Genomic DNA, 19,588 nt, shown 5'->3' on the forward strand with positions numbered 1-19,588 from the left:
TTGCGCCTGCCGCAGTTATATTCCCATAAACTTTTTTATGCACTCCACAGTCTCATCGCTGAGGTCGTGCTCTATTTTGCAACAGTCTATTCCCGCAGTTTGCTCGCTAACTCCGAGACGCAACAAAAAGTCGTGCAAAAGCCTGTGTTTTCCGTATATGCGCTCCGCTTCTTTTTTGCCTTGCTCCGTAAGGCTTATGTCGCCGTAGGGCTGCTTAATAAGCAGTCCTTTTTCGGCAAGTTCACTGAGTGCGTTGGTAACGGCGGGCTTCGATACTCCCAAACGCTCGGCAACGCTCGTAACTTTAATACGCTCTCCGTTAAGCGTTAGTATGAGAGCCGCTTCCAAATAATCCTCAGCCGAAATGGTGAGCTTTTGTTCGAATTTGTTCATACAAGCATTATAACATATATTTTCGGGAAAAGCCACAAAAATTTTTAAAAAATATTTTAACTTCGGTTAACATTTGCTTGACGGAAGCGGTTTTTGGGAGTATAATGTTAATCGAAGTTAAAAATGTTAGCGGAGGTTAAAATTATGCCTATAACTGTTGCGCCTCGCGGATGCGAGCTTGAAGTGCGAAAGGTGGGAGCCGACGGGCAAACAAAAAAACATTTGCGCGAGCTCGGAATTAGCGAGGGCAGTAAAGTAACGCTTTTGTCGCAGACGGGCGGCAATGTGATTTTAGTTGTTAAAGAGGGCAGGCTGTGCCTTGATAAAACGCTTGCGGGAAAAATTTTAGTATCATGATTTGTCGTTTTGCAAATTTGCCATAACGTAGAAAAAATATTGTAGATAAAAATAAAACAAAGAAAGGAGAAAAAACATGAGCAAACTACTAAGCGATTTTGTTGCGGGCGAGAGCGGCAAAATTAAAGCCGTTACTGGCGAGGGGCGAATACGTCGTCGGCTTTTCGATATGGGCGTGACTCCCGGCGCGGAACTTACAATGCGAAAAAAAGCGCCGCTCGGCGACCCTATGGAAATAACGCTCAGAGGCTACGAGCTTACGTTGAGAAAAGCGGAAGCGGCATGCGTAGAAGTTGAATAGCTGAATTAGTCGGTTTAAAAAAATACGGAGGTTAAAAAAGAATGAAAACGTTTGCTTTAATCGGAAATCCCAACTGCGGAAAAACCACGCTTTTCAACGCTCTTACGGGAAGCGCCGCGCACGTCGGCAACTGGCCGGGCGTTACGGTGGATAAGCGCGAGGGCGTTTGCAAAAAGGGAAGCGAACATATAAATATTGTGGACTTGCCGGGAATATATTCGCTGTCGCCTTACACGCCCGAAGAGGTGATTTCGCGCAACTATATTTTAGACGGCAATCCTTACGGCGTAATAAACATAATAGACGCAACCAACTTAGAGCGCAACTTGTATTTAACTACGCAACTGCTCGAAATGGACGTTCCCGTTATAGTGGCGCTCAACATGATGGACGAGGTGGAAAAAGCGGGCGATAAGGTTGACGCGAAAGCAATAGAGCTTGCGCTCGGGGTTCCCGTTGTGCCCGTGTCGGCGATTAATGGAACGGGAATAAAAGAACTTGTTCGGCGCGCCGCCGCTATGCCGCGCGAGCGCAAAGGCAAAACCGTGCTCGAACAAGCGCTCGGAGCTAAAATAGACGGCGCGAAAAAGTTTTTCGAAGCCGAAGAAGTTTCGTCGCCTTTATTCCATGCAATAAAATTGCTTGAAAACGACGAGCTCGAACTCGGGCGCAAAGGTGCGAAAGAAACGTTTGAAAAGCTATCGGGCGGCGAAGATTTTGAAGCGGTTATAGCCGACGAACGATACAAATACATATCGCAAAACTTATCGGTTGCAAAAACCAAAACAAAAAAAGAAAAGCTTACAAAGTCGGATAAAATCGACAGAGTGCTTACACACCGCGTGTTTGCGATTCCCATATTTATAGCGATTTTGTTCGCGGTGTTTCACGTCACCTTTTCGGAAGATTTTCTTTACATAGGCGCATGGGCGGGCTTAGGAAAAGGGCTTCCCGCGCTCGACGACCTTAATATTTCGGACGGAATGAAAACGTTCGTGGGGATTTTTTACGACGGCGCGGTGTTTTCGCCGGGTGTGATTCTGTTTAACGCGTTCGACACTCTTTTCGGCACTATTATCGACGCGGTCGGCGGTGCAATCGGCACCGAATGGCTTTCGGGGCTTGTTGCCGACGGCGTTTTGGGCGGATTGTTCGCCGTTCTCGGCTTCTTGCCGCAAATTCTTATGCTGTTTATGTGGTTTTCCGTTTTGGAAGACAGCGGCTACATGGCGCGTATAGCGTTTGTGCTCGATAGAATTTTTCGCCGTTTCGGGCTTTCGGGGCGTTCGTTTATGCCTATGATTATGGGCTTCGGCTGTTCCGTTCCCGCAATGGTAAACACGCGCACGCTTGCCGACGAAAACGAGAGGGTGGCTACCGTTCGCGTTATTCCGTTCTTTTCTTGCGGGGCAAAACTTCCCATTCTCACCGCGATTGCGGGCGGCATAGTTCAACACTTCGGAGTGGGCAACGCCGACCTCATAACCTACGGAATGTATTTGCTCGGGATAGTGGCGGCGGTTGTAAGCGTGCTTATAATGCGAAACACCACAATGAAAGGAGAGGTTCCGCCGTTTATTATGGAGCTTCCCGCGTATCATTGGCCGCGCTTTAAAAACCTTACGCTTCATTTGTGGGATAAAACGAAGCACTTCGTTAAAAAGGCTTTCACAATAATATTCGCGTCTACGGTTATAATTTGGCTGTTCTCGCACCTAAGCCCGAGTTGGCATTACCTTGACGATTCGCGCATGAACGAATCCATTCTCGCGCAACTCGGCATGTTCATTCAGCCGCTTTTCACGCCGCTTGGCTTCGGTTCGCAAATAGGGGCATTCGGTTGGGTGTTTGCCGTTGCCGCCGTTACGGGACTTGTCGCTAAGGAAAACGTTATTGCAACTTTCGGAACGCTCGGCGCCTGCCTTATAGCTATGGGCGCGAACGTGGGCGGCGTAACGTCGGGCGCGCTTCTTGCCGACGAAGAGGGCATAACTTCGGCTATTGCTATGATGCAGGCAACGGGCATAACTATTCCCGCGCTTATATCGTTTATCGCGTTTAACATGACTACTATTCCTTGCTTCGCGGCTTGCGCTACGGCAAGAGCGGAACTTCCCAAAGGAAAATTTATATGGACGGTTCTGTTCTGGGTTGCGGCAAGCTACATTGTGGGCGCCGCCGTCTACACAATCGGAAGTTGGTGGTGGACTTCGTTCGTTTGGGTTGCGGCTACGGCTTTGGCGGTAACGCTTATTGTGCTGAACAACAAGGGCAAACTTAAATTGCGCAAGAACAAGAAACATTCGGAGGTTACGGCATGACTTGGTGGGAAATAGTTATTCTTGCAGTTGTTTGCGCGGCGTTCGTGTGCGCGTTGGCGATTGCGATATATTCGAAAGTGAAGCATAAAGGCGGGTGCGATTGCGGCGGTGAGTGCTCGCAGTGCGGCGGATGCTGTTCGAGCCGCGTTCCCGCAAACGGCGGAGAAAACGAAAAAAGTATCCGCCGCAAATAAAATTGCCCATACATACATCCTTACTTTTTATTGCAAAAAGAGACGGTTCGTATTGCCGCCTCTTTTTGTTTTTTCGCCTAACTTTGCGCGCGTAAAAAGTAGTCGAACAAAAACGGATTGACTTTATATAAATTATGTGGTATACTAATTTTAATGTTGGAGTGCGCTAACAAGGTAATAAATTCTATAAAGCCGTTTTTGCTTCCTACGCTCGTGGGAATAGTTTGCGTTGCCGTAGGCGCCGTTTTGGTTACGGCGGCGGTGCGTCAAATTCGGCGGCAAATAAAACTTTATAATTCGATTACTCTTGTGGAACTCAAAAATTTTAAATGGCATTATTTGGTGTTTGCGGGCATAATCGCGTTTTTCATTTTTTACGCCGTAACGCAAATGGCAGACCCGCAAGGTCCCGAAGCTGTTTTAATGCGCGAGGTTATGGGCATGAAGCGTTGGCAAACAAACGTTATGCTCGGCGCGCTTTCGGGGCTGTTGCTTTGCGTGGAGTTTTTTTTGGTGGTTCTCATGAAAAGCCGTAGCGCGGTTGTGGATAGGGGAATATATTCGGGTATGCGGTATCTCGACTGGTATCACGTTCACGATTACATTATAGACGAGGAACGCGGGCACGTTATCCTCTCATCCGACCGCTACACGTTTTTTACGCTTAGGGGCACCACTCCGCCGCTTAAAGTGGCTAAAAACGATATTCCCAAATTAAAGTTTATTCTCAACAAAAACAAAAATAAGTTCTCTTTGTAAAGTTAAATCCGCAAACCTCTTGGAGCGAATAAAAAATGCAAGAAGTCAAAAAGACAAGACCGAGAAAAACTCGTAAAATAGTCGAGCCGCATTTTGTGTGCGACTGCGAAGATTTGTTGCCGTTCGCGTGGCGCACTCCGCCCGAAGTGGATTTGAGGCGTTGCAGCAAAGTTTTGCGCGACATGGGGCAACGCGAGCAAGAGCGTTTAGCTCCGCCCAAATCGAAAAAATAAATAAAAAAACTTCTCTTTAAATACGAAAGGGAAGTTTTTTGTTTTTAAAGTAGTAGAAAATAAATTCAGTCGACGTGTAGCGCTACGTTCTCAGTCGGGAAACGCCACATTAGTTCCCGTTATTTTGAGCCAAGCGGCTTCGCTGATATCGAGCGATAGGGTGAAGCAGTCGTTTATAATCTGAACCTCGTCATATTCCTTAGTTTTCGCGTTGTAGCGCGCAAGCGATTGTATACCGCTGTCGGGACTGATTTTGAAAGTTACCGTTTGAGCTTCGGTAAAAGACTTGTTGGTGATTACGAGGTACGGCTCTTTTGTGTCTTTGGTTTGCATATGCGATATTATCAAGTCGGCGGAGCTATCGTTAGGTTGCAACACCCAACCTTGCGGCAACAATTCCACCGAGTTGAAATCGGCGTGGTTTAAAGTGTGGTACGCGTGCAGGCAGTCGAGATTCATAATAATGTCTTCCATATCGCGGATTTCCCAGTTCATGTTTATGAGTTCTTTATATAGGGCTTCGTTTCGAATATTGCCGTTCATGTCTATTATGCCGTCGTTGCAGCCTTCGCCGTCCCACATTACCCAGTTGAAATATGAAAATCCTTTAAATCCGTAAGCAAGATAGGTGTTGGCGTTCCAACGCAGTTCATGTATATTCGGCATGCGTTTGCCCGCCCAACTGCAACTTTGCAGGAAAGAATGTGTTTTAACGTTATTTTTTAAGCCGATATAACGCATATCTTCCAAGTCGTTGAAGTAGCTCATCATGGTGTCGGACGCGTTGAAAGGATAAAAGTCGTGGCTTAAAAATTCCAAATTCTCGGCGCCGCCGCAATCCACCCAATGCTGTAAAAATTCTTTGTAGCCGCCTGGACCTTTAATGTCGAATACGTCGCCGTAAGCCGTTATTATCAATCCGGGATTCATATTAACGTATATTTTTGTGTCGGGCACGACTTTGAGATATTTTTCGCCCCAGAATCCTACGTCTAACATAGCGCCATAGGTGGGTTCGTCTTTCAGCATACAGCCGATGCAGTTTTTTAATTGCGGCACAATAGTTTTGGCTCTACTGACGCTGCCGTTGGACAGTTCGACGGCGCGAACGAGTTCGTCGTGGGAATTGCCGTTGCCGTTCGGGTCGAAATTTTGCGAAAAATTATAATATATTCCGTTTTCCGCCATAACGTCGTCAACATGTTTCCACCATTCCGCCGATGTTACGTCGTGCTTAATCGGTTCTCCCACGTCGAGAATCCAACTTCCTACCGGAATAAAATTGATTCCCGCTTTCGAAAGCGCTTTTGTTTGTTCGCTCATAGACGGACAGCCTTCTTGCTTTGTGTCGTAATACGATACCCAAGAACCGATAAGAAAACGCTCTTTTTCTTTTGAACTCGAAGCGGGAGATTCGGTTTGTTTGTTACAGGCGCCCACCGAAAGCGGGGTAAGCAAAGACATAACCATTACAAGAAAAGAGGTGAGCAATTTTCGTTTCATGTATTTTCTCCGAATTTAGTTTTTAATTATACCGTATACTCATACAGTATAGTATAATATAATACGGAATTCAATACACAAAACCGCTGAATTATTGCACTAATTACCGATTTTAAGCTTAAAGGCGTTTCGTAATAGTGAACGCTGCCGCGATAACAGTGCGAATATACCCCTGCCGAGCGGGTTAAACCGCACCGTTTACAAGAGCGGAAGTTTTGCAAGCCAAACGTCGCTTTCGCCGAAAAAGTCGGCGCAGTCGTCGGTTTTCGCGCGGGTGTCGGCAGCTATTAAAAGAGATGTTCCGCCGGCGCAAATCGCGCCGCAAGAGGGGGATTCCACGCTTAGCGAGTATAACTCGGTAGACTGTTTTCCTATATACGCAATATCGAGTTTTCCGCTACCTATTCCCGCTACGAACGCCGCCGTTCCGTTGCTCGCGAATGCGGCGATTTCTTTGGGTGCGAACTCTACGGAACCCACGCTTCTGCCGTCGGCTGAAAGTTCGATTAGCTTTTCGCCGGTGTAGGCGAATGTTCCTGCGGCGTAAAATAAAGTCTTTTTATTTGCGTTCGGCGTTTTGGTTAAAAATTTAACGTCCGTTTTTGTAAGATTTTCGTCTAAAAGCAGAAGCTCGCAGTTTCCGTCTCTGTCGCTAATCGAGGCGTAGCCGGCGCCGAGCGGCAAAAACGCGGCGGGGGTGTAGGCGTAGCCTAAATTCAAGTCGGTATACGCAGGTTCGCTTATTGTTGTGAACCGCGCGAGCGTAAGGTAGCCGAGCTCTTGAAAGTCTGCGGCGGCGGCAAGAATATAGCCGTCTTTATACGGCAAAATATCGAGCAGTTCAAGGCTGTAAGTGTGCGAAAAAACTTTTTCGCGCTCGAGCGACAGCCCCGTTGTGTAAACGTGCAACAATAGGGTTTTCTTTTGAGTTATTTCGTTGAACGACTCCGCAACCAAAAAATATCTGTTGTCGAAAACGTAAAGCCCGCACGCCGTCAGCGCGTGGGTGGGAGGCATCATAACCTTAGCGGTTACCGACAGTGTGTCGGATAAAAGATACAGCCCCGCAACCGAACCCTCGTTGCCCGCAACCGCAAACCCCGAAAGGGTGGGAATCGCTTTCGCCACAGTAAAATCGAACACCGTAAAGCCGAGAGTGCGTCCGCTCGCGCTCAGCCGTGCGCCGAAACCGCGAGTTTTACCTTGCGAGTTTGCGGCAAAATCGAGGTCGCTCGAATTTGTGTTGCCGAATATGTAAATTTCGTTGTTTTTGGTAAATACCGACACTGGCGACTCGTTTTCGGTGCCGCCCAAGTTGGTTTCCCACATTATGCGCTCGTTGGCGCTTGCCCGCGCTTCTCTTAAAATTTCGTGCGGAGGTTTTTCCGAAACTGTGGGAATACTCGCCGAGCCCGAATCGCGGGTTGAAATAGTGTAGGCAACGCCGCACAGCAGTATGAATATAACTGCAAAAAGCAGCATCACCGTTTGAAGTTGCCGTTTTTGTAATATCTTTTTCATATAAAAGAGTATAACACGGCATACCCGCGTTTTGAACGCGCGAGCAAATAAAGACAAAATTCGTTTTTTAATCCCGAAAAGCTACACCCGCAGGCTAAGCTTTTAAAGCGAACGAATTGAGTAAGTCGGCTATGCGCCGCGTTCCGTCGGAGCACGGCGCGGCTTTCATTGCGGCAACAAGCGCGTCGCGTTTTTTAAAAAGCCCTAACGTTTCGGACATAAGAGTGCCGCAAGTTAAATTTTCTTGCTCCAAAACTTCGATTGTGCCCAAACTGCGGTAGTATTCGGCGTTTTGCTGTTGGTCGCCTCTGCTCGTGTCGCTTTTGGGGAGGGGAATTACGAGCGCGGGCTTTTTCAGGGCGGTTATTTCGGCGAGCGTGCCCGCTCCCGCGCGGCACACAACGTAGTCTGCCCATGCGTAACAGTCCGCCATATAATCGCAAAATTCAAGTCGGCGGTAATTTTCGGCGCCGCCGTCGAACGGGTGTTTGCCGGCTATGTGCAAAACGTTGAAATATACGCAAAGTTCTTTCAAAGTTCCTTCGAGCGTTTTGTTCACTGTGAGCGCGCCCTGACTTCCGCCGAAAACAAGCAAGTTGGGTTTTCCGTTGGGCGCAAAATTGTGCCTCAGTTGTATGTTCTCTTTTTTTCCGTCGTAAAGTTCTTGACGTATGGGAGCGCCTGTTAAAAATCCGTTTTCGTATTTGTCGGCAACCGACGGGAACGACGCGCAAACGTGGCGGCACTTTTTTGCCACAAGGCGGTTGCTGAGCCCCATTCCGGTATCCGATTCGTGTATAACGAGCGGCACTTTAAGCTTGTTTGCCGCAAGCGCTACGGGAAGAGCCGCATAGCCGCCTTTTGAAAACACGACGCGCGGTTCAAGCTCGCGTAAAAGCTTTTTCGCTTCTCTTATTCCGCTCGCCAAAACGAACGGAACTTTAAAGTTTTTGGGCGAAAGCGAACGCCTGAATTTTATGCAGGGCAAAGCGTGAAACGTTACGTCTTTAAACGGAGCGAGCATTTTTTCTTCCATGCCGCCCGCTTCTCCGCAATAGTGCACTTTATAATTTTTTAAAAACGGCAGAAGGGCAATGTTGGGGGCAATGTGTCCCGCCGTGCCGCCTCCCGTAAGAATAATAGTGTTAGTCATGGCTGTGTGTGTAACCTCCTCGCCGCAACGGCGCATAAATTGCGCGCTCAAATCGTAGAGGCTGCAATCAAACGCGGTTGACAAACTCCGCGATTTGCATTATAATGTTTTCGTTGCGGCAATCATTTTATATGTATATGTTTGCCAAACTGCGAAAATTATAAAATAGCGTTTAAAAATAAAACCGACGGGAGGGGTTTAATCATGAAAATCGAACAGTTTACGGCGCACGACGGAAAGCAAATTTCGCTCAAAGTGTGGGATTCGGTAGAGTCGCCCATAGGAGTAATACAGCTTATTCACGGCATGGCGGAGCATATTTCGCGCTACAACGAGTTTGCCGAATGGCTCAACGCCAAAGGTTTTATAGTTGTGGGCGACGACCACCGCGCTCACGGCGACACCGACCCCGACGCGCTCGGGCTTGCGGGCGAGGGCGACTTGTTCGAAAACACGGTTGCCGACGAAAAGGGAATAACGGCGCTTGTTAAAGAGCGCTATAATCTGCCCGTCGTTGTGCTCGGGCACAGCTACGGTTCTTTTTTAACGCAGCGCTACTTAACTCTCGGCACTTCCGACATTGCGGGTTGCGTTTTAATGGGCTCGGCGGCAATGGAAGGTTTTGTTGTGAACATGGGCAGAAAAATAGCCGCCAAAAAATTGAAAAAGGGCGAAAAAGACGCTCGCGGCAATTTTTTTGCGGCTCAAACTTTTGTTAAATACGATAAAAAAATAAAAGACGGAATAAACGGTTGGCTGTGCCGCGACCGTGCCGAAGTGGGAAAGTTCAACGTTGACCCGCAGTGTAATTTTACTTGCAGCAACGGTTTTTACTACTACTTTTTCGGCGGTATGCAGTCTATTGCGGCAAACAAAGGGGAAAATATTCGCAAAGATTTGCCCCTTCTTATAATATCCGGCAACCGCGACGGCGTGGGCGGCTACGGCAAGCTTGTTAAAAAGCTGTGTAAGCGCTACGAGGGTTTCGGATTAAAACCCGAATTAAAGCTAATAGAGGGAGCGCGCCACGAGCTTGTGAACGAAACCAACAAGCTTGAAATTTACGAAATTGTGCGCGACTTCGCGCTTCGTGCGGTTCAAAAATAGAAAGCGGAAAAGGAAAAACGATATAAATGCGTTTAGTTGCGTTTTGTTTGGCTATTTGCGTTTTCAGCTGACGTAGCTTCGCTCTTTCGGCGGTGTGCCCGCTTCGTTCACAAGATAAAATTCAAGTTTGCGCATAAGCCTTTCTATGCGGATTTGAAGTTTGAACACGTCGAGAAAATCTTCGGCGAACGCGAGTTCGTCGGTAAATTCGTTGGGGAACAGCTCGTTTATAAGACTTTTGTAGGCGGCGGCGTTCAGCCATTCTCTTTTGGGAAGAAAGGCGCTAATCGCTTTCAGTTTTTCGTCGTCGCGCGTGTTGCGGCTCGCTATTTTCTCGCGCTCTAAATAAATGTAAAGATTTTTAATCAAACGAATGCCGGTGTTTATAAAATAGCGTTTGCGCGATTCGGGCATAGCTATAAAGTTTTCTTTTATCTTTATATATCTGGGGTCGTCGTACATACAGTCGCTGTAAATTGCCGCGACTTTTTCCGCCACTTCGGGGTCGGTGTCTATCGTGTTGTTGCGAAGATTGAATGTTACTACGGGGTTGCCGTCTTTCAAAAAAAGCGTGTCCGTAAAATAAATATACGGCGCGTAAGTAAGCGACGAATCTTTTAAGTTGGCGCAAAACGTTCTCAGCGAAAGGAAATAATCTTTCAGCGAATCTGTCGGATTAAAATACAGTCGAAGCGTTTTTTTTCCTTTTATAGAGAGTTCTTCCGACTTTACGGCTTCGTTTACCACGCCCGACAAATCGGCAAATCCGCCCGTTTTGTCGTCTAATTCGCTCGGCTCGGAATGCAGACACACCGTGTCCGATACGGAAAAAAGAAGTTCGGTAATTTTATCGAACGCTTTTCCGTCAGCTATGGCAAATTCAACGCAGTATACGGTGCCTTTTTCCACTTTAAGATTCCCCTAAAAAATATTGCCTTTTGATTAACAGTATACATTTTTTTTTCGTTGCTGTAAACTAAATACAAAAAAAAATACTGAATTTTTACAATTTTGTGGGACGGCGACGCGGCGAAGATTGTTATATAAGCAAAAGGAGGCGAAAACTCATGAAAAAATTTGCGAACTTATTGCTATTACTTTTTGCGCTTTTTATGGCTTTTTCTGTTGCCGCTTGCGCCGCTTACGACGGCGAATCGCCGAGCGGCGACTATATGGGACCGCCGACGGGCGGAGATTCCGACGAATCCGATTCCGACGCGAGCGCGTCGCCCGACGGAATGTTGCAAGAGTCTATTAAAAAACAGCTTACTGCGGCGGAATGGAACGACATTTCGAACTACGAATTTTGGAACAGCCTTTTTCAAAGTTCTTCCGAGCAAGGAGAGGCGGGAATTTTCGAAGAATACGCGCGCGACAACAGAGGGCTCGACACCCGCTATATGCGCGAAATAACGGTTAAAAGCGGTTCGTCGGCAGTTGCGGGAGCAACGGTAAAACTGTATTTTGGAAAAACCGTTATATATTCTGCGGTAACCGACGGCGCGGGCAAAGCTTATGTGTTCGGGCAAGACGGTACGCGCATTACGGCGAAAAGCGGCGAGTTTTTCGCCGAAGTTCCCGCCGAAAGCGGCAAAATCGAAATTCAGCTCGACGGCTTCGCTCCGCAACCTAACCGCATAGAACTTGCCGTTGTTACCGACACCACAGGTTCTATGGGCGACGAACTCAAATTTCTTAAAAAAGAAATAAGCGGAGTTGTTCGCCGAGTAGCGAACGCGACGCTTGCGGATTCTTTGCGTTTGGGAACTGTGTTTTACCGCGATTACAACATAAATCAAGAAGAGGCTTACCTTGTGCGTTCGTTCGACTTTACCGAAGTTACCTCCGACGCGGGAATGCTCTCAGCGCTTTCTAACATAAACGCCCAATCGGCAGGCGGTGGCGGCGACATTCCCGAAGCGGTGGAAGCGGGGCTCGAAGCCGCTCTTAAATTGCAGTGGAGTCAAGACTCTACCAAAATACTGTTTCATGTGCTCGACGCGTCGTATCACGACGAATCGGAATATCAAAAGCGGTTTGCAACTGCGGTTCTTTCGGCGGCTCAAAAAGGAATACGGATAATTCCTGTGGCGGCAAGCGGGCTCGATTTTCTCGGGCAGTATATTATGCGTAGCGCGGCGATTTTAACGGGCGGCACTTATGCCTTTTTAACCGACGATTCGGGAATAGGCGATTCCCACGAAGAGCCTGTTGTGGGCGGCTATACGGTGGAATATTTAAGCGACCTCATGGTTAGGCTTACCGTAGGGTACCATACGGGCAACATGGGCGCCCCCGTGTTTTGGAAAGATTCCACTTCGGTGGAATAAAAAAATCGAGAGAATAACTTTATTTTAAGGCAAGCGTTTTTGTCGAAATAGGCGCTTGCTTTTATTTTGTCGGTTTTTGAAAGAAAACGCGAGTATTGCGAGTGTTTCGACACGTTTGCGAAATTAGCGAATACTTTGCGCCGTTCTACACTAAATTGCAAAGTTTTTATTGCGGGGCATTCCGAGCGGCTAAAAAAGCTTTTATGCGATAGCTGTGTTTTCGGTATTTTTTTACGCCTTTTCCGCACACTAAAACTTATGGATAGAGTAAAAGCCATAACCGAATCTTTCGAACTTCCGAGCACACTTGTAGCGAGGGAGTTCGGCGTCGGAAAGAAAAAAGCGGCAATGCTGTTTCATCCCGACATGACCGACGAGCTTATTTTGCGTTCTGTGCTGAGAGCGTGCGTCGCGGCGAATAAGTGTTCGGGGTACGAAGAACTTTTGCGCGAAATACTCGCGGTGTCGGAAGCCGAAATTTCGGACGATTCCAAAGCCGCGCAAAAGATTCTTTCGGGCGACGCGGTTATATTTTTAGACGGCGCGAGCGGCTGCATTGTTGTGAACGCCAAAAAGTGGGATAAGCGCGCGGTTATGGAGCCGCCTACCGAAACTGTTGTGCGCGGTCCGCGCGAAGGCTTTGTGGAAGATTTCAAAACGAACGTTACTTTAATAGAAAAACGTTTGCGCACAAGAAAGCTTGCGGTTGAAAAATTGAATATAGGGCGCGAGGGCAATACGGCGGTTGCCGTTCTATATGTGGGCGGCATTGCGAAAAAAGAGCTTGTTAAAGACGTTATAAGCAAAATAAAAGCGCTCGATATAGACGCGATTTCCGACAGCCACTATCTTGTGCCATGCCTCGAAGGGCGCCCTAATTCTATATTTCCGCAAGTGGGCACCGCCGAAAAGCCCGACGTTGTGGCGTCTAAACTTTTAGAGGGACGTGTGGCTGTGATTGTTGACGGTTCGCCCATTGCGCTTACCGTGCCTTTTCTTTTGATAGAAAATTTTCATTCGGGCGAGGACTACTACGAACGCGCGAGCTTCGCCACTTTTTTGCGCGTGTTGCGTATTATAGCTATTTCGCTCGCTATATTTTTGCCCGGTTTATATGTGGCGGATTTAACTTATCATTACGAGGTTGTGCCTTTAAAACTTTTGATTACCGTTTTAAACGCTCTAAAAGGAATACCTTTGCCGCCCATGTGGGAAATACTGTTCATACTTTTGTTGTTCGAAATAATACGCGAGGCAAGCATACGAATGCCCAAAAGTTTGGGTACGGCAATGAGCATAGTGGGGGCGCTCGTGCTCGGCGACACTGCGGTTAAGGCGGGGATTATATCGTCGCCCGGCGTTATGATTATAGCGCTATCTTCCATAGCGCTGTACACCGCGCCCGCGCTTGTGGGAACGAGCAGCCTTTTGCGGGTGCTGTTCACGCTTATAGGCGGGCTCGGCGGACTTTACGGGCTTATTTTAGGCGTTACTGTTTTAATATTCTATTTGAGCTCGTTAAACAGCATGGGCGCGCCTTGCCTTGCACCGTTTGCGCCTCTAATTAAAAACGATTTAAAAGACGGAATTGTTCGTCGGCAACTTTTGTCGCTCGGCACAAGACCGGAAGCGCTCGGTTCGCCGAATAAAAGGAGGTTACGGTGGTAGAAACGGAAAAACGGATAAGCACCGCTCAGCTTTTTACAGTTATATTTATTTTGGGCATGGGGCTTAAAATACTCATGCTACCGGTGCTCATGCTTAAAGTTGTGGGGCGCGATTCGGTGCTCGGGTTGGCGGGAATGGGCGTTCTCGAGCTTTTGTGTTTGGGGGCAATGCTTGCAGCCGTTATGCTAAGTCCCGAAAAGAGCTTTTTCGATATGACGGTTGAGCTTGTGGGCAAAGCGGCGGCGAAAATTATATTCGCTTTTTTATCCGCGTTCTTCTTTTTTAAGTTGTTGCTTTTGGTTGGCGAAGTGCGGGTGTTTTTCAGCGAAAACCTGTTGCAAAACTTTTCGAGCACAGTTTATTCGTTGCCGCTATGCGGGCTTTGCGTGGTTATGGGTATGGGAACGCTGAGAGCCATAGGAAGAACTTCGCAGTTTCTTTTTCCGTTTATCGCGGTTGCAATGTTGTGTCTGTTTGTGTTTATAGGCATGGGCGTCGATTATTCCGAAATTTTTCCGCTCGGCGATTACGGCTTTAAAAGCACGTTTACGAATTCTTTCAAGCACTCCATGTGGTTCGGCGATTATTCTTCGCTCGTGGCGGTTATAGGTTCGGTTAGGCGCACAAAACACACCGCTACTGCGGGAGTTATCGCGGGAATTATTGCGTCGCTTACCGTTATATTTTATATGCTCGGGCTAACGGCTTCGTTTTCGAACGTTTGCTATTTGTTGCGTTTCGGGCAAAACGTTACGGGAATGTCTCACTATGCGCTCGGCGACGTAATGCAAGGGCGGCTCGACGTTATGTTGTTTTGCATGTGGATTGTTTCGGTTTTGGTGGAAGCGGGGTTCTATTCGTTTACCACAGTAAGCTGTCTTGAAAAAGTTATACCCGTAAAAAAAGAGTTGCTGTCGTTGTCGGCGGGCGTTTTGCTGTTTGCGGTTTTGCTGCTTTGGCAATCCACAAGCGATTTGCAAGCGTTTGCGATAAATTATTTTTCGGTGCCCGCCGCAGTGTTTCAAATAGCGGTGCCCGTTTTCGCGATTATCGTTACCGCTGTGGCGCGCAGGCGCGAAAAGAAAAAACGCGGTAAAACATGCGGCGAATACCGAACTTTACAAACCGAAACGGCAAATACGCAGTGCGACGTAAAGAGTGAAGGAGCGGAATGTGAAGCGGAGTAAAAAAATTCTCATTTATAAATTGAGTTGTTTTCTGTTCGCAATAGTTTTGTTGCTGTTGCCTCAACGCGCCTTGCCGCAGTCAGACATTCAAGTGCTTGCAACAGTGCTCGGAATAGACGGCACGGGCGGCAACGTTACGGTCGCGGCGCAACTTGCCGTGCCTGTGGCTCAAAGCGGCGACGGCAAAGCGAGCACCGTTGCGAAAGCTACGGGCGGAAGCATAAGCGAAGCGCTCGAAAACCTTGAAATAGGCATGGGGCGAAGAGTTAATTTCGGACACCTATCCACAGTCGCGGCGGGAAAGGGCATGCTGCTTTCCGACATAAAGGAATTTGTAAGTTATCTTATGTCGTCGGGAAAGGTTGGACCCGGCGCCTACCTTGTGTACTGTTCGCATTCCACCGCCTCCGAATTTATAGAACAGGCTCAAAAAATGGGCGAAAGTTCGGATGCCGAGCTCGGCAATTTTATTGCATATAACAAGAGCGGAAATCATGTGACAACCGCTACCGCGCTTAAATTTTTGCAAACGCTTCATTCCACTTCGGGAGCCGCGTGTTTGCCTTGCGTCCAACTCGAAGACGAAAACAGCGAGTCTAATCCGGGCGATTCGAGCGTGGGCGAAGGGCGAGGCGGCGCCGCGTCCGAAAAGTCGCAAAGCGGAGCGGGCGGTTTGCCTACCGAGTCCGAAAAAAAGCAGGAAGAGCAAAAAAGCGAAGAGGCGGAAAAGAGCGACGGAAGCAAAGGGGAATCTGAAAACGAGTCGCAGGCAAAGTCGGAAAGCGGCGGTAATTCCGAAAACGGTTCGCAACAAGAGAGCGGCGGAAGCGGCAAATCGTCGGACGGAAAAAAGTCGGGGAAAGAAACGGGAACTGCGGAAAAGAAAAAACTCGTAGCCGCCGATTCTATTGCCGTATACGGCGGCGACAGAGAAGAACCCACTGTGCTCAACGCTCTTGCGACGCGCGGCGTAGTGTGGCAAGACACTCACTCTAATTACGGGCTTGTGGAACTGCGAAACGTGCTTATAGACGGGCAAACGGTGCCGTCGGTTGCGGCTCGATTATCGGGCAAAAGCGTGAAAAAGAGTGCGAAAATTGTTAAAGGTGAAAACGTTCTCACCTATAAAATTAAAGTAAAACTCAAACTCGACGATTCGCATATATGCGCAAATCCCGGATTTTTCGGCTTGCTTAAAGATAAACTCGAAGACGAGTTCGAAAGCGTGATACGCAACAATCTTGCTTTTGCGGTTCAAACTTCGAAAGAAACGGGTATCGACTTTTTGGGAATACGCGAGTGGTTCCATAAATTTTGCCGCAAAGGAGCGGAGAACTTCGACCTTAGCTCGGTTATTGTAAACATAGAAACTAAGGTTATAATACAAACATAAATTGTCGCCCAAACGCAAGTCGGCGCTACGGCGCGTGTGCGAAAACGCACACTTCCTTGCTTAATCCGACTTGGGCGAACTTAATTGGGAGTCCTTTCTCGGGCAACCCGAGAAAGTCGGGTTTGTATTTCGGCGGAACTGTCGCCCAAACGCAACACGGCGCTACGGCGCGCGTGCGTAAGCGCCCGCTTCCTTGCTTAATCCGTGTTGGGCGAACTTAATTCGGCGTCCTTTCTCGGGCAACCCGAGAAAGTCGGGTTTGTATTTCGGCGGAACTGTCGCCCAAACGCAACACGGAACTGCGCTTCGGTTTTACGACATTTATAAATGGGGAAACGGAAGAAAGCTTGCTTTTGCGGCAAGCTTTTTTATTGCGAAAAATTTATAAAAAACCGTTGACAAACTTAAAAAAGCGGTATATAATAATATTACAGTTGAACAATTATTCAAGTGTTCAAGAAAATAAAACTAAGGAGACTACATAATATGGACGACGAACGCACGGTTGAAAACGGTTGCGAATCGAGAGTGGTGCACCTCGACGTGCTCGATAATGTGCGCGGGAAAATGCCCGACGAAGACACTTTATTGAACGTTGCCGAACTTTTCAAAGTATTCGGCGATTCCACTCGAACAAGAATTTTGAGCGCGCTCAGCATAGAGGAACTTTGCGTGTGCGATATATCCGCGCTTTTAAATATGTCTATGTCGGCTGTGTCGCACCAACTGCGCATTTTGCGCCAAACGAAGATTGTTAAATCGCGCAGAAGCGGAAAAGAAATACTTTACTCGCTCGACGACGAACATATTTCCGAGCTGTATAAAATAGCGCTCGAACATCTTTGCGAAAAAGAAAAATAAATTGCCGCTTAAAAGGAGAAAAAATCATGAAAAAAGTATATAAAGTGGAAGACCTCGACTGCGCCAACTGCGCGGCGAAAATGGAAAGCGCAATTCAAAAAATAAACGGCGTGCAATCGGCGTCGGTAAGTTTTGTGGCGCAAAAGATAGTGTTGGAGGCGGAGGAAAGCGCTTTGAGCGGCATAGAGAAACAAATGGTTAAAGTTTGCCGCAAAATAGAGCCGGACTGCCGTATAAAATTATGAACGCGCGGCAAAAGAGCAGACTTGCAAGGATTATAATTGCGGCGGCTTTGTTCGCTGCGGCTTATGCGGTTTTCGCAACGGTAGACGTGCCCGAAAAGCTGTGGTACATAGAGCTTAGCGTTTATATCGCTATTTACCTTGTTGCGGCATACGACGTAATCGTTAAAGCGGCGCGTGGTATTTTCGGCGGGCAAGTTTTCGACGAGAATTTTTTGATGACTGTTGCAACGGTGGGCGCGTTTTGCGTGCGCGAATATCCCGAAGCGGCGGCGGTTATGCTGTTCTATCAAGTGGGCGAACTGTTTCAGTCGATTGCCGTAGGGAAATCGCGCAAGTCTATTTCGTCGCTCATGGATATTCGCCCCGATACTGCCACCGTGCTGAGAGGCGGCGAACGCTTAACCGTGTCGCCCGACGAAGTGGAAGTGGGCGAAGTTATGGAAGTTCGCGCGGGAGAGAAAATAGCGCTCGACGGAATTGTTTCGCGCGGCTCGGGAATGCTCAATACGGCGGCGCTCACAGGTGAATCCGCACCCGTATTCGTTAAAGAAGGCGACGAGGTTAAAAGCGGAAGCATAAACACAAACAGCGTTATGGAAATTACGGCAACAAAGCCGTTTTCCGAGTCTACAGCGAGCAAAATTCTTGACCTTGTGGAAAACGCTTCTTCCAAAAAGGCTAAGGCGGAAAATTTTATTACGAGGTTCGCAAAGTTCTATACTCCCGCAGTTGTAGGGTTTGCCGTTATTCTTGCCGTAGTGCCGTCGATTATCACAGGCGAGTGGCAAGAATGGGTGCATCGTGCGCTTATGTTCTTGGTTGTGTCTTGCCCTTGCGCGCTCGTTATAAGCGTTCCGCTTGCGTTTTTCGGCGGGATAGGGGCGGCTTCGGCTCGCGGCGTGCTTGTTAAGGGCGGTAATTACCTTGAACTTCTCGCACGTCTCGATACTGTGGTTTTCGATAAAACGGGAACTTTAACTTACGGCAAATTCTCGGTTACAGACGTTGTGCCCGAAAGTGAGCGCGAGCATATCTTAAACGCGGCGGCGCTTGCCGAGAGCGGAAGCAATCACCCCGTAGCGCAGTCGGTGCTTGCGGCGGCGAAAGCCGAAGGAATAGCCGAAGTAAGCGGCGCGTCAATCCGCGAAATAGCGGGAAAAGGAGTTGAGGCTACTCGCGGCAATACGGTTGTGCTTGCGGGCAACGCCGAACTTATGCGGGAATTTTGTGTGGAATACGTTCCGTGCGAGCTGTTCGGCACGCATGTATACGTTGCCGAAAACGGAAAATTTCTCGGAACGGTCGTTATATCCGACACCGTTAAAGAAGATGCAAAGAGCGTGATAGACTCTTTCCGACGCGACAACGTGCGCACCGTAATGCTTACGGGCGACAATGAGCGCGCCGCGAAAGCGGTTGCCGAACAAACGGGGGTAGGCGAATACGCCGCGTCTCTTTTGCCCGCCGACAAAGTGGAAAAGCTGGAAACCATCATTGCGGGCAAAAGTAAAAAATCTGTTGTCGCGTTCGTCGGCGACGGAATAAACGACGCTCCCGTGCTTTCCCGCGCCGACGTAGGCATTGCAATGGGCGCGCTCGGAAGCGATTCGGCAATCGAAGCCGCCGACGTGGTGCTTATGCACGATAATTTGGGCTCCATTGCGAAAGCGAAAGAGGTTGCGAAAAAAACAATGAGAATAGCTTTCGAAAACATCGTATTCGCTTTGCTCGTTAAAGCCGTTGTGCTCGTGCTCTCGGCGCTCGGCATAACAAGCATGTGGCTCGCCATATTTGCCGACGTGGGCGTAACCGTTATAGCCGTTTTAAACTCAGTTCGCATAATAGCGTTCGGTTCCGAGCGCGGAAAATGCAAAAAAAGACAAAAAAACGAAAAATAGTTTGAAAACATTTTAAAAAACGGTTGACAAAAACATATAGATATGATATTCTTAGTAAGCTGTCTGTTTGAGGGCGGCATTAAAAGCGCACATTGACAACGGAAAATAAGCAAGAAAGATTAAAAACACAAAACAAAAAACAGTCAATTTAAAAAAACGGAAAA

The 19,588-nt window shown here is 48.0% G+C and carries 19 protein-coding genes; 14 read left to right on the plus strand and 5 right to left on the minus strand.

From position 1 onward, the window contains the following. Positions 1 to 15 precede the first annotated feature (15 nt). Positions 16 to 393, minus strand: a complete 378-nt coding sequence (locus tag NFR62_RS09630) for a metal-dependent transcriptional regulator (RefSeq protein WP_251617856.1) — start codon at positions 391 to 393, stop codon at positions 16 to 18. Positions 394 to 537: 144 nt separating this feature from the next. Here NFR62_RS09630 and NFR62_RS09635 point away from each other — a divergent pair, with 144 nt between their 5' ends. The 6 genes from NFR62_RS09635 (at position 538) to NFR62_RS09660 (ending at position 4,558) form a co-directional block, all read left to right on the plus strand. Beyond that, complete coding sequence (locus NFR62_RS09635; protein WP_251617858.1) at positions 538 to 750, plus strand: FeoA family protein; 213 nt, start codon at positions 538 to 540, stop codon at positions 748 to 750. 76 nt (positions 751 to 826) lie between these two features. Next, positions 827 to 1,051 (plus strand): FeoA family protein, encoded by a 225-nt coding sequence (locus tag NFR62_RS09640; RefSeq protein WP_251617860.1) that lies wholly within the window; start codon positions 827 to 829, stop codon positions 1,049 to 1,051. Between the two features lie 41 nt (positions 1,052 to 1,092). Beyond that, complete coding sequence (gene feoB, locus NFR62_RS09645) at positions 1,093 to 3,372, plus strand: ferrous iron transporter B (protein ID WP_251617862.1); 2,280 nt, start codon at positions 1,093 to 1,095, stop codon at positions 3,370 to 3,372. Beyond that, positions 3,369 to 3,566: a hypothetical protein gene (locus tag NFR62_RS09650; RefSeq protein ID WP_251617864.1), complete on the plus strand. Its 198-nt coding sequence runs from the start codon at positions 3,369 to 3,371 to the stop codon at positions 3,564 to 3,566. Before feoB ends, NFR62_RS09650 begins: the two co-directional genes overlap by 4 nt. 153 nt (positions 3,567 to 3,719) lie before the next feature. Beyond that, a complete protein-coding gene (locus NFR62_RS09655; RefSeq protein WP_251617866.1) occupies positions 3,720 to 4,325 on the plus strand; it encodes a hypothetical protein in 606 nt (201 codons plus the stop codon). 35 nt (positions 4,326 to 4,360) lie between these two features. Beyond that, a complete protein-coding gene (locus NFR62_RS09660) occupies positions 4,361 to 4,558 on the plus strand; it encodes a hypothetical protein (RefSeq protein WP_251617868.1) in 198 nt (65 codons plus the stop codon). Between the two features lie 90 nt (positions 4,559 to 4,648). Here the strand turns inward: NFR62_RS09660 and NFR62_RS09665 are convergent, their stop codons facing one another. From NFR62_RS09665 to NFR62_RS09675, 3 genes are all read right to left on the minus strand, one after another. Then, positions 4,649 to 6,061 carry a hypothetical protein gene (locus tag NFR62_RS09665; RefSeq protein ID WP_251617870.1) on the minus strand — a complete coding sequence of 471 codons (1,413 nt, stop codon included), beginning with the start codon at positions 6,059 to 6,061 and terminating at the stop codon, positions 4,649 to 4,651. A 198-nt stretch (positions 6,062 to 6,259) separates the two neighbouring features. Next, on the minus strand, positions 6,260 to 7,582 hold the full coding sequence (locus NFR62_RS09670) for a hypothetical protein (protein ID WP_251617872.1): 1,323 nt from the start codon (positions 7,580 to 7,582) through the stop codon (positions 6,260 to 6,262). A gap of 94 nt (positions 7,583 to 7,676) precedes the next feature. Then, positions 7,677 to 8,735, minus strand: a complete 1,059-nt coding sequence (locus tag NFR62_RS09675) for a UDP-N-acetylglucosamine--N-acetylmuramyl-(pentapeptide) pyrophosphoryl-undecaprenol N-acetylglucosamine transferase (protein ID WP_251617873.1) — start codon at positions 8,733 to 8,735, stop codon at positions 7,677 to 7,679. A gap of 204 nt (positions 8,736 to 8,939) precedes the next feature. Between NFR62_RS09675 and NFR62_RS09680 the strand changes: the two genes are divergently transcribed. After that, entirely contained in the window at positions 8,940 to 9,842 is a 903-nt protein-coding gene (locus NFR62_RS09680; protein ID WP_251617874.1) for an alpha/beta hydrolase, read from the plus strand. Between the two features lie 63 nt (positions 9,843 to 9,905). Here the strand turns inward: NFR62_RS09680 and NFR62_RS09685 are convergent, their stop codons facing one another. Next, positions 9,906 to 10,751 (minus strand): hypothetical protein, encoded by an 846-nt coding sequence (locus NFR62_RS09685; RefSeq protein ID WP_251617875.1) that lies wholly within the window; start codon positions 10,749 to 10,751, stop codon positions 9,906 to 9,908. Positions 10,752 to 10,909: 158 nt separating this feature from the next. On the opposite strand from NFR62_RS09685, the gene NFR62_RS09690 reads away from it, so the two are divergent. From NFR62_RS09690 to NFR62_RS09720, 7 genes are all read left to right on the plus strand, one after another. Continuing rightward, positions 10,910 to 12,172, plus strand: a complete 1,263-nt coding sequence (locus NFR62_RS09690; protein ID WP_251617876.1) for a vWA domain-containing protein — start codon at positions 10,910 to 10,912, stop codon at positions 12,170 to 12,172. 258 nt (positions 12,173 to 12,430) lie between these two features. Further along, on the plus strand, positions 12,431 to 13,840 hold the full coding sequence (locus tag NFR62_RS09695) for a spore germination protein (RefSeq protein ID WP_251617877.1): 1,410 nt from the start codon (positions 12,431 to 12,433) through the stop codon (positions 13,838 to 13,840). Further along, a complete protein-coding gene (locus tag NFR62_RS09700) occupies positions 13,834 to 15,027 on the plus strand; it encodes a GerAB/ArcD/ProY family transporter (protein WP_251617878.1) in 1,194 nt (397 codons plus the stop codon). Before NFR62_RS09695 ends, NFR62_RS09700 begins: the two co-directional genes overlap by 7 nt. Next, positions 15,014 to 16,420 (plus strand): Ger(x)C family spore germination protein, encoded by a 1,407-nt coding sequence (locus NFR62_RS09705; protein WP_251617880.1) that lies wholly within the window; start codon positions 15,014 to 15,016, stop codon positions 16,418 to 16,420. The genes NFR62_RS09700 and NFR62_RS09705 overlap by 14 nt, the downstream gene beginning before the upstream one ends. Positions 16,421 to 16,906: 486 nt before the next feature. Continuing rightward, positions 16,907 to 17,281, plus strand: coding sequence for an ArsR/SmtB family transcription factor (locus tag NFR62_RS09710; protein ID WP_251617888.1), 375 nt, complete (start codon positions 16,907 to 16,909; stop codon positions 17,279 to 17,281). 26 nt (positions 17,282 to 17,307) lie between these two features. Further along, the gene (locus tag NFR62_RS09715) at positions 17,308 to 17,526 is read left to right on the plus strand and encodes a cation transporter (RefSeq protein ID WP_251617890.1); all 219 of its coding nucleotides are present in this window, start codon (positions 17,308 to 17,310) and stop codon (positions 17,524 to 17,526) included. After that, complete coding sequence (locus NFR62_RS09720; protein WP_251617897.1) at positions 17,523 to 19,424, plus strand: heavy metal translocating P-type ATPase; 1,902 nt, start codon at positions 17,523 to 17,525, stop codon at positions 19,422 to 19,424. Before NFR62_RS09715 ends, NFR62_RS09720 begins: the two co-directional genes overlap by 4 nt. The last annotated feature ends 164 nt before the right edge of the window (positions 19,425 to 19,588 follow it).

Source organism: Pumilibacter muris (genome assembly GCF_943193045.1).
GTDB classification, from domain to species: domain Bacteria; phylum Bacillota; class Clostridia; order Christensenellales; family Pumilibacteraceae; genus Pumilibacter; species Pumilibacter muris.

Bases quoted from the DNA above. Each gene is read 5' to 3' on its own strand.
- NFR62_RS09630 (WP_251617856.1), bottom strand. From the start codon at position 393: ATGAACAAATTCGAACAAAAGCTCACCATTTCGGCTGAGGATTATTTG.
- NFR62_RS09690 (WP_251617876.1), top strand. From the start codon at position 10,910: ATGAAAAAATTTGCGAACTTATTGCTATTACTTTTTGCGCTTTTTATG.
- NFR62_RS09715 (WP_251617890.1), top strand. From the start codon at position 17,308: ATGAAAAAAGTATATAAAGTGGAAGACCTCGACTGCGCCAACTGCGCG.
- NFR62_RS09640 (WP_251617860.1), top strand. From the start codon at position 827: ATGAGCAAACTACTAAGCGATTTTGTTGCGGGCGAGAGCGGCAAAATT.
- NFR62_RS09655 (WP_251617866.1), top strand. From the start codon at position 3,720: ATGTTGGAGTGCGCTAACAAGGTAATAAATTCTATAAAGCCGTTTTTG.
- NFR62_RS09695 (WP_251617877.1), top strand. From the start codon at position 12,431: ATGGATAGAGTAAAAGCCATAACCGAATCTTTCGAACTTCCGAGCACA.
- NFR62_RS09650 (WP_251617864.1), top strand. From the start codon at position 3,369: ATGACTTGGTGGGAAATAGTTATTCTTGCAGTTGTTTGCGCGGCGTTC.
- NFR62_RS09660 (WP_251617868.1), top strand. From the start codon at position 4,361: ATGCAAGAAGTCAAAAAGACAAGACCGAGAAAAACTCGTAAAATAGTC.
- NFR62_RS09670 (WP_251617872.1), bottom strand. From the start codon at position 7,582: ATGAAAAAGATATTACAAAAACGGCAACTTCAAACGGTGATGCTGCTT.
- NFR62_RS09720 (WP_251617897.1), top strand. From the start codon at position 17,523: ATGAACGCGCGGCAAAAGAGCAGACTTGCAAGGATTATAATTGCGGCG.
- NFR62_RS09680 (WP_251617874.1), top strand. From the start codon at position 8,940: ATGAAAATCGAACAGTTTACGGCGCACGACGGAAAGCAAATTTCGCTC.
- NFR62_RS09675 (WP_251617873.1), bottom strand. From the start codon at position 8,735: ATGACTAACACTATTATTCTTACGGGAGGCGGCACGGCGGGACACATT.
- NFR62_RS09710 (WP_251617888.1), top strand. From the start codon at position 16,907: ATGGACGACGAACGCACGGTTGAAAACGGTTGCGAATCGAGAGTGGTG.
- NFR62_RS09635 (WP_251617858.1), top strand. From the start codon at position 538: ATGCCTATAACTGTTGCGCCTCGCGGATGCGAGCTTGAAGTGCGAAAG.
- NFR62_RS09665 (WP_251617870.1), bottom strand. From the start codon at position 6,061: ATGAAACGAAAATTGCTCACCTCTTTTCTTGTAATGGTTATGTCTTTG.
- feoB (WP_251617862.1), top strand. From the start codon at position 1,093: ATGAAAACGTTTGCTTTAATCGGAAATCCCAACTGCGGAAAAACCACG.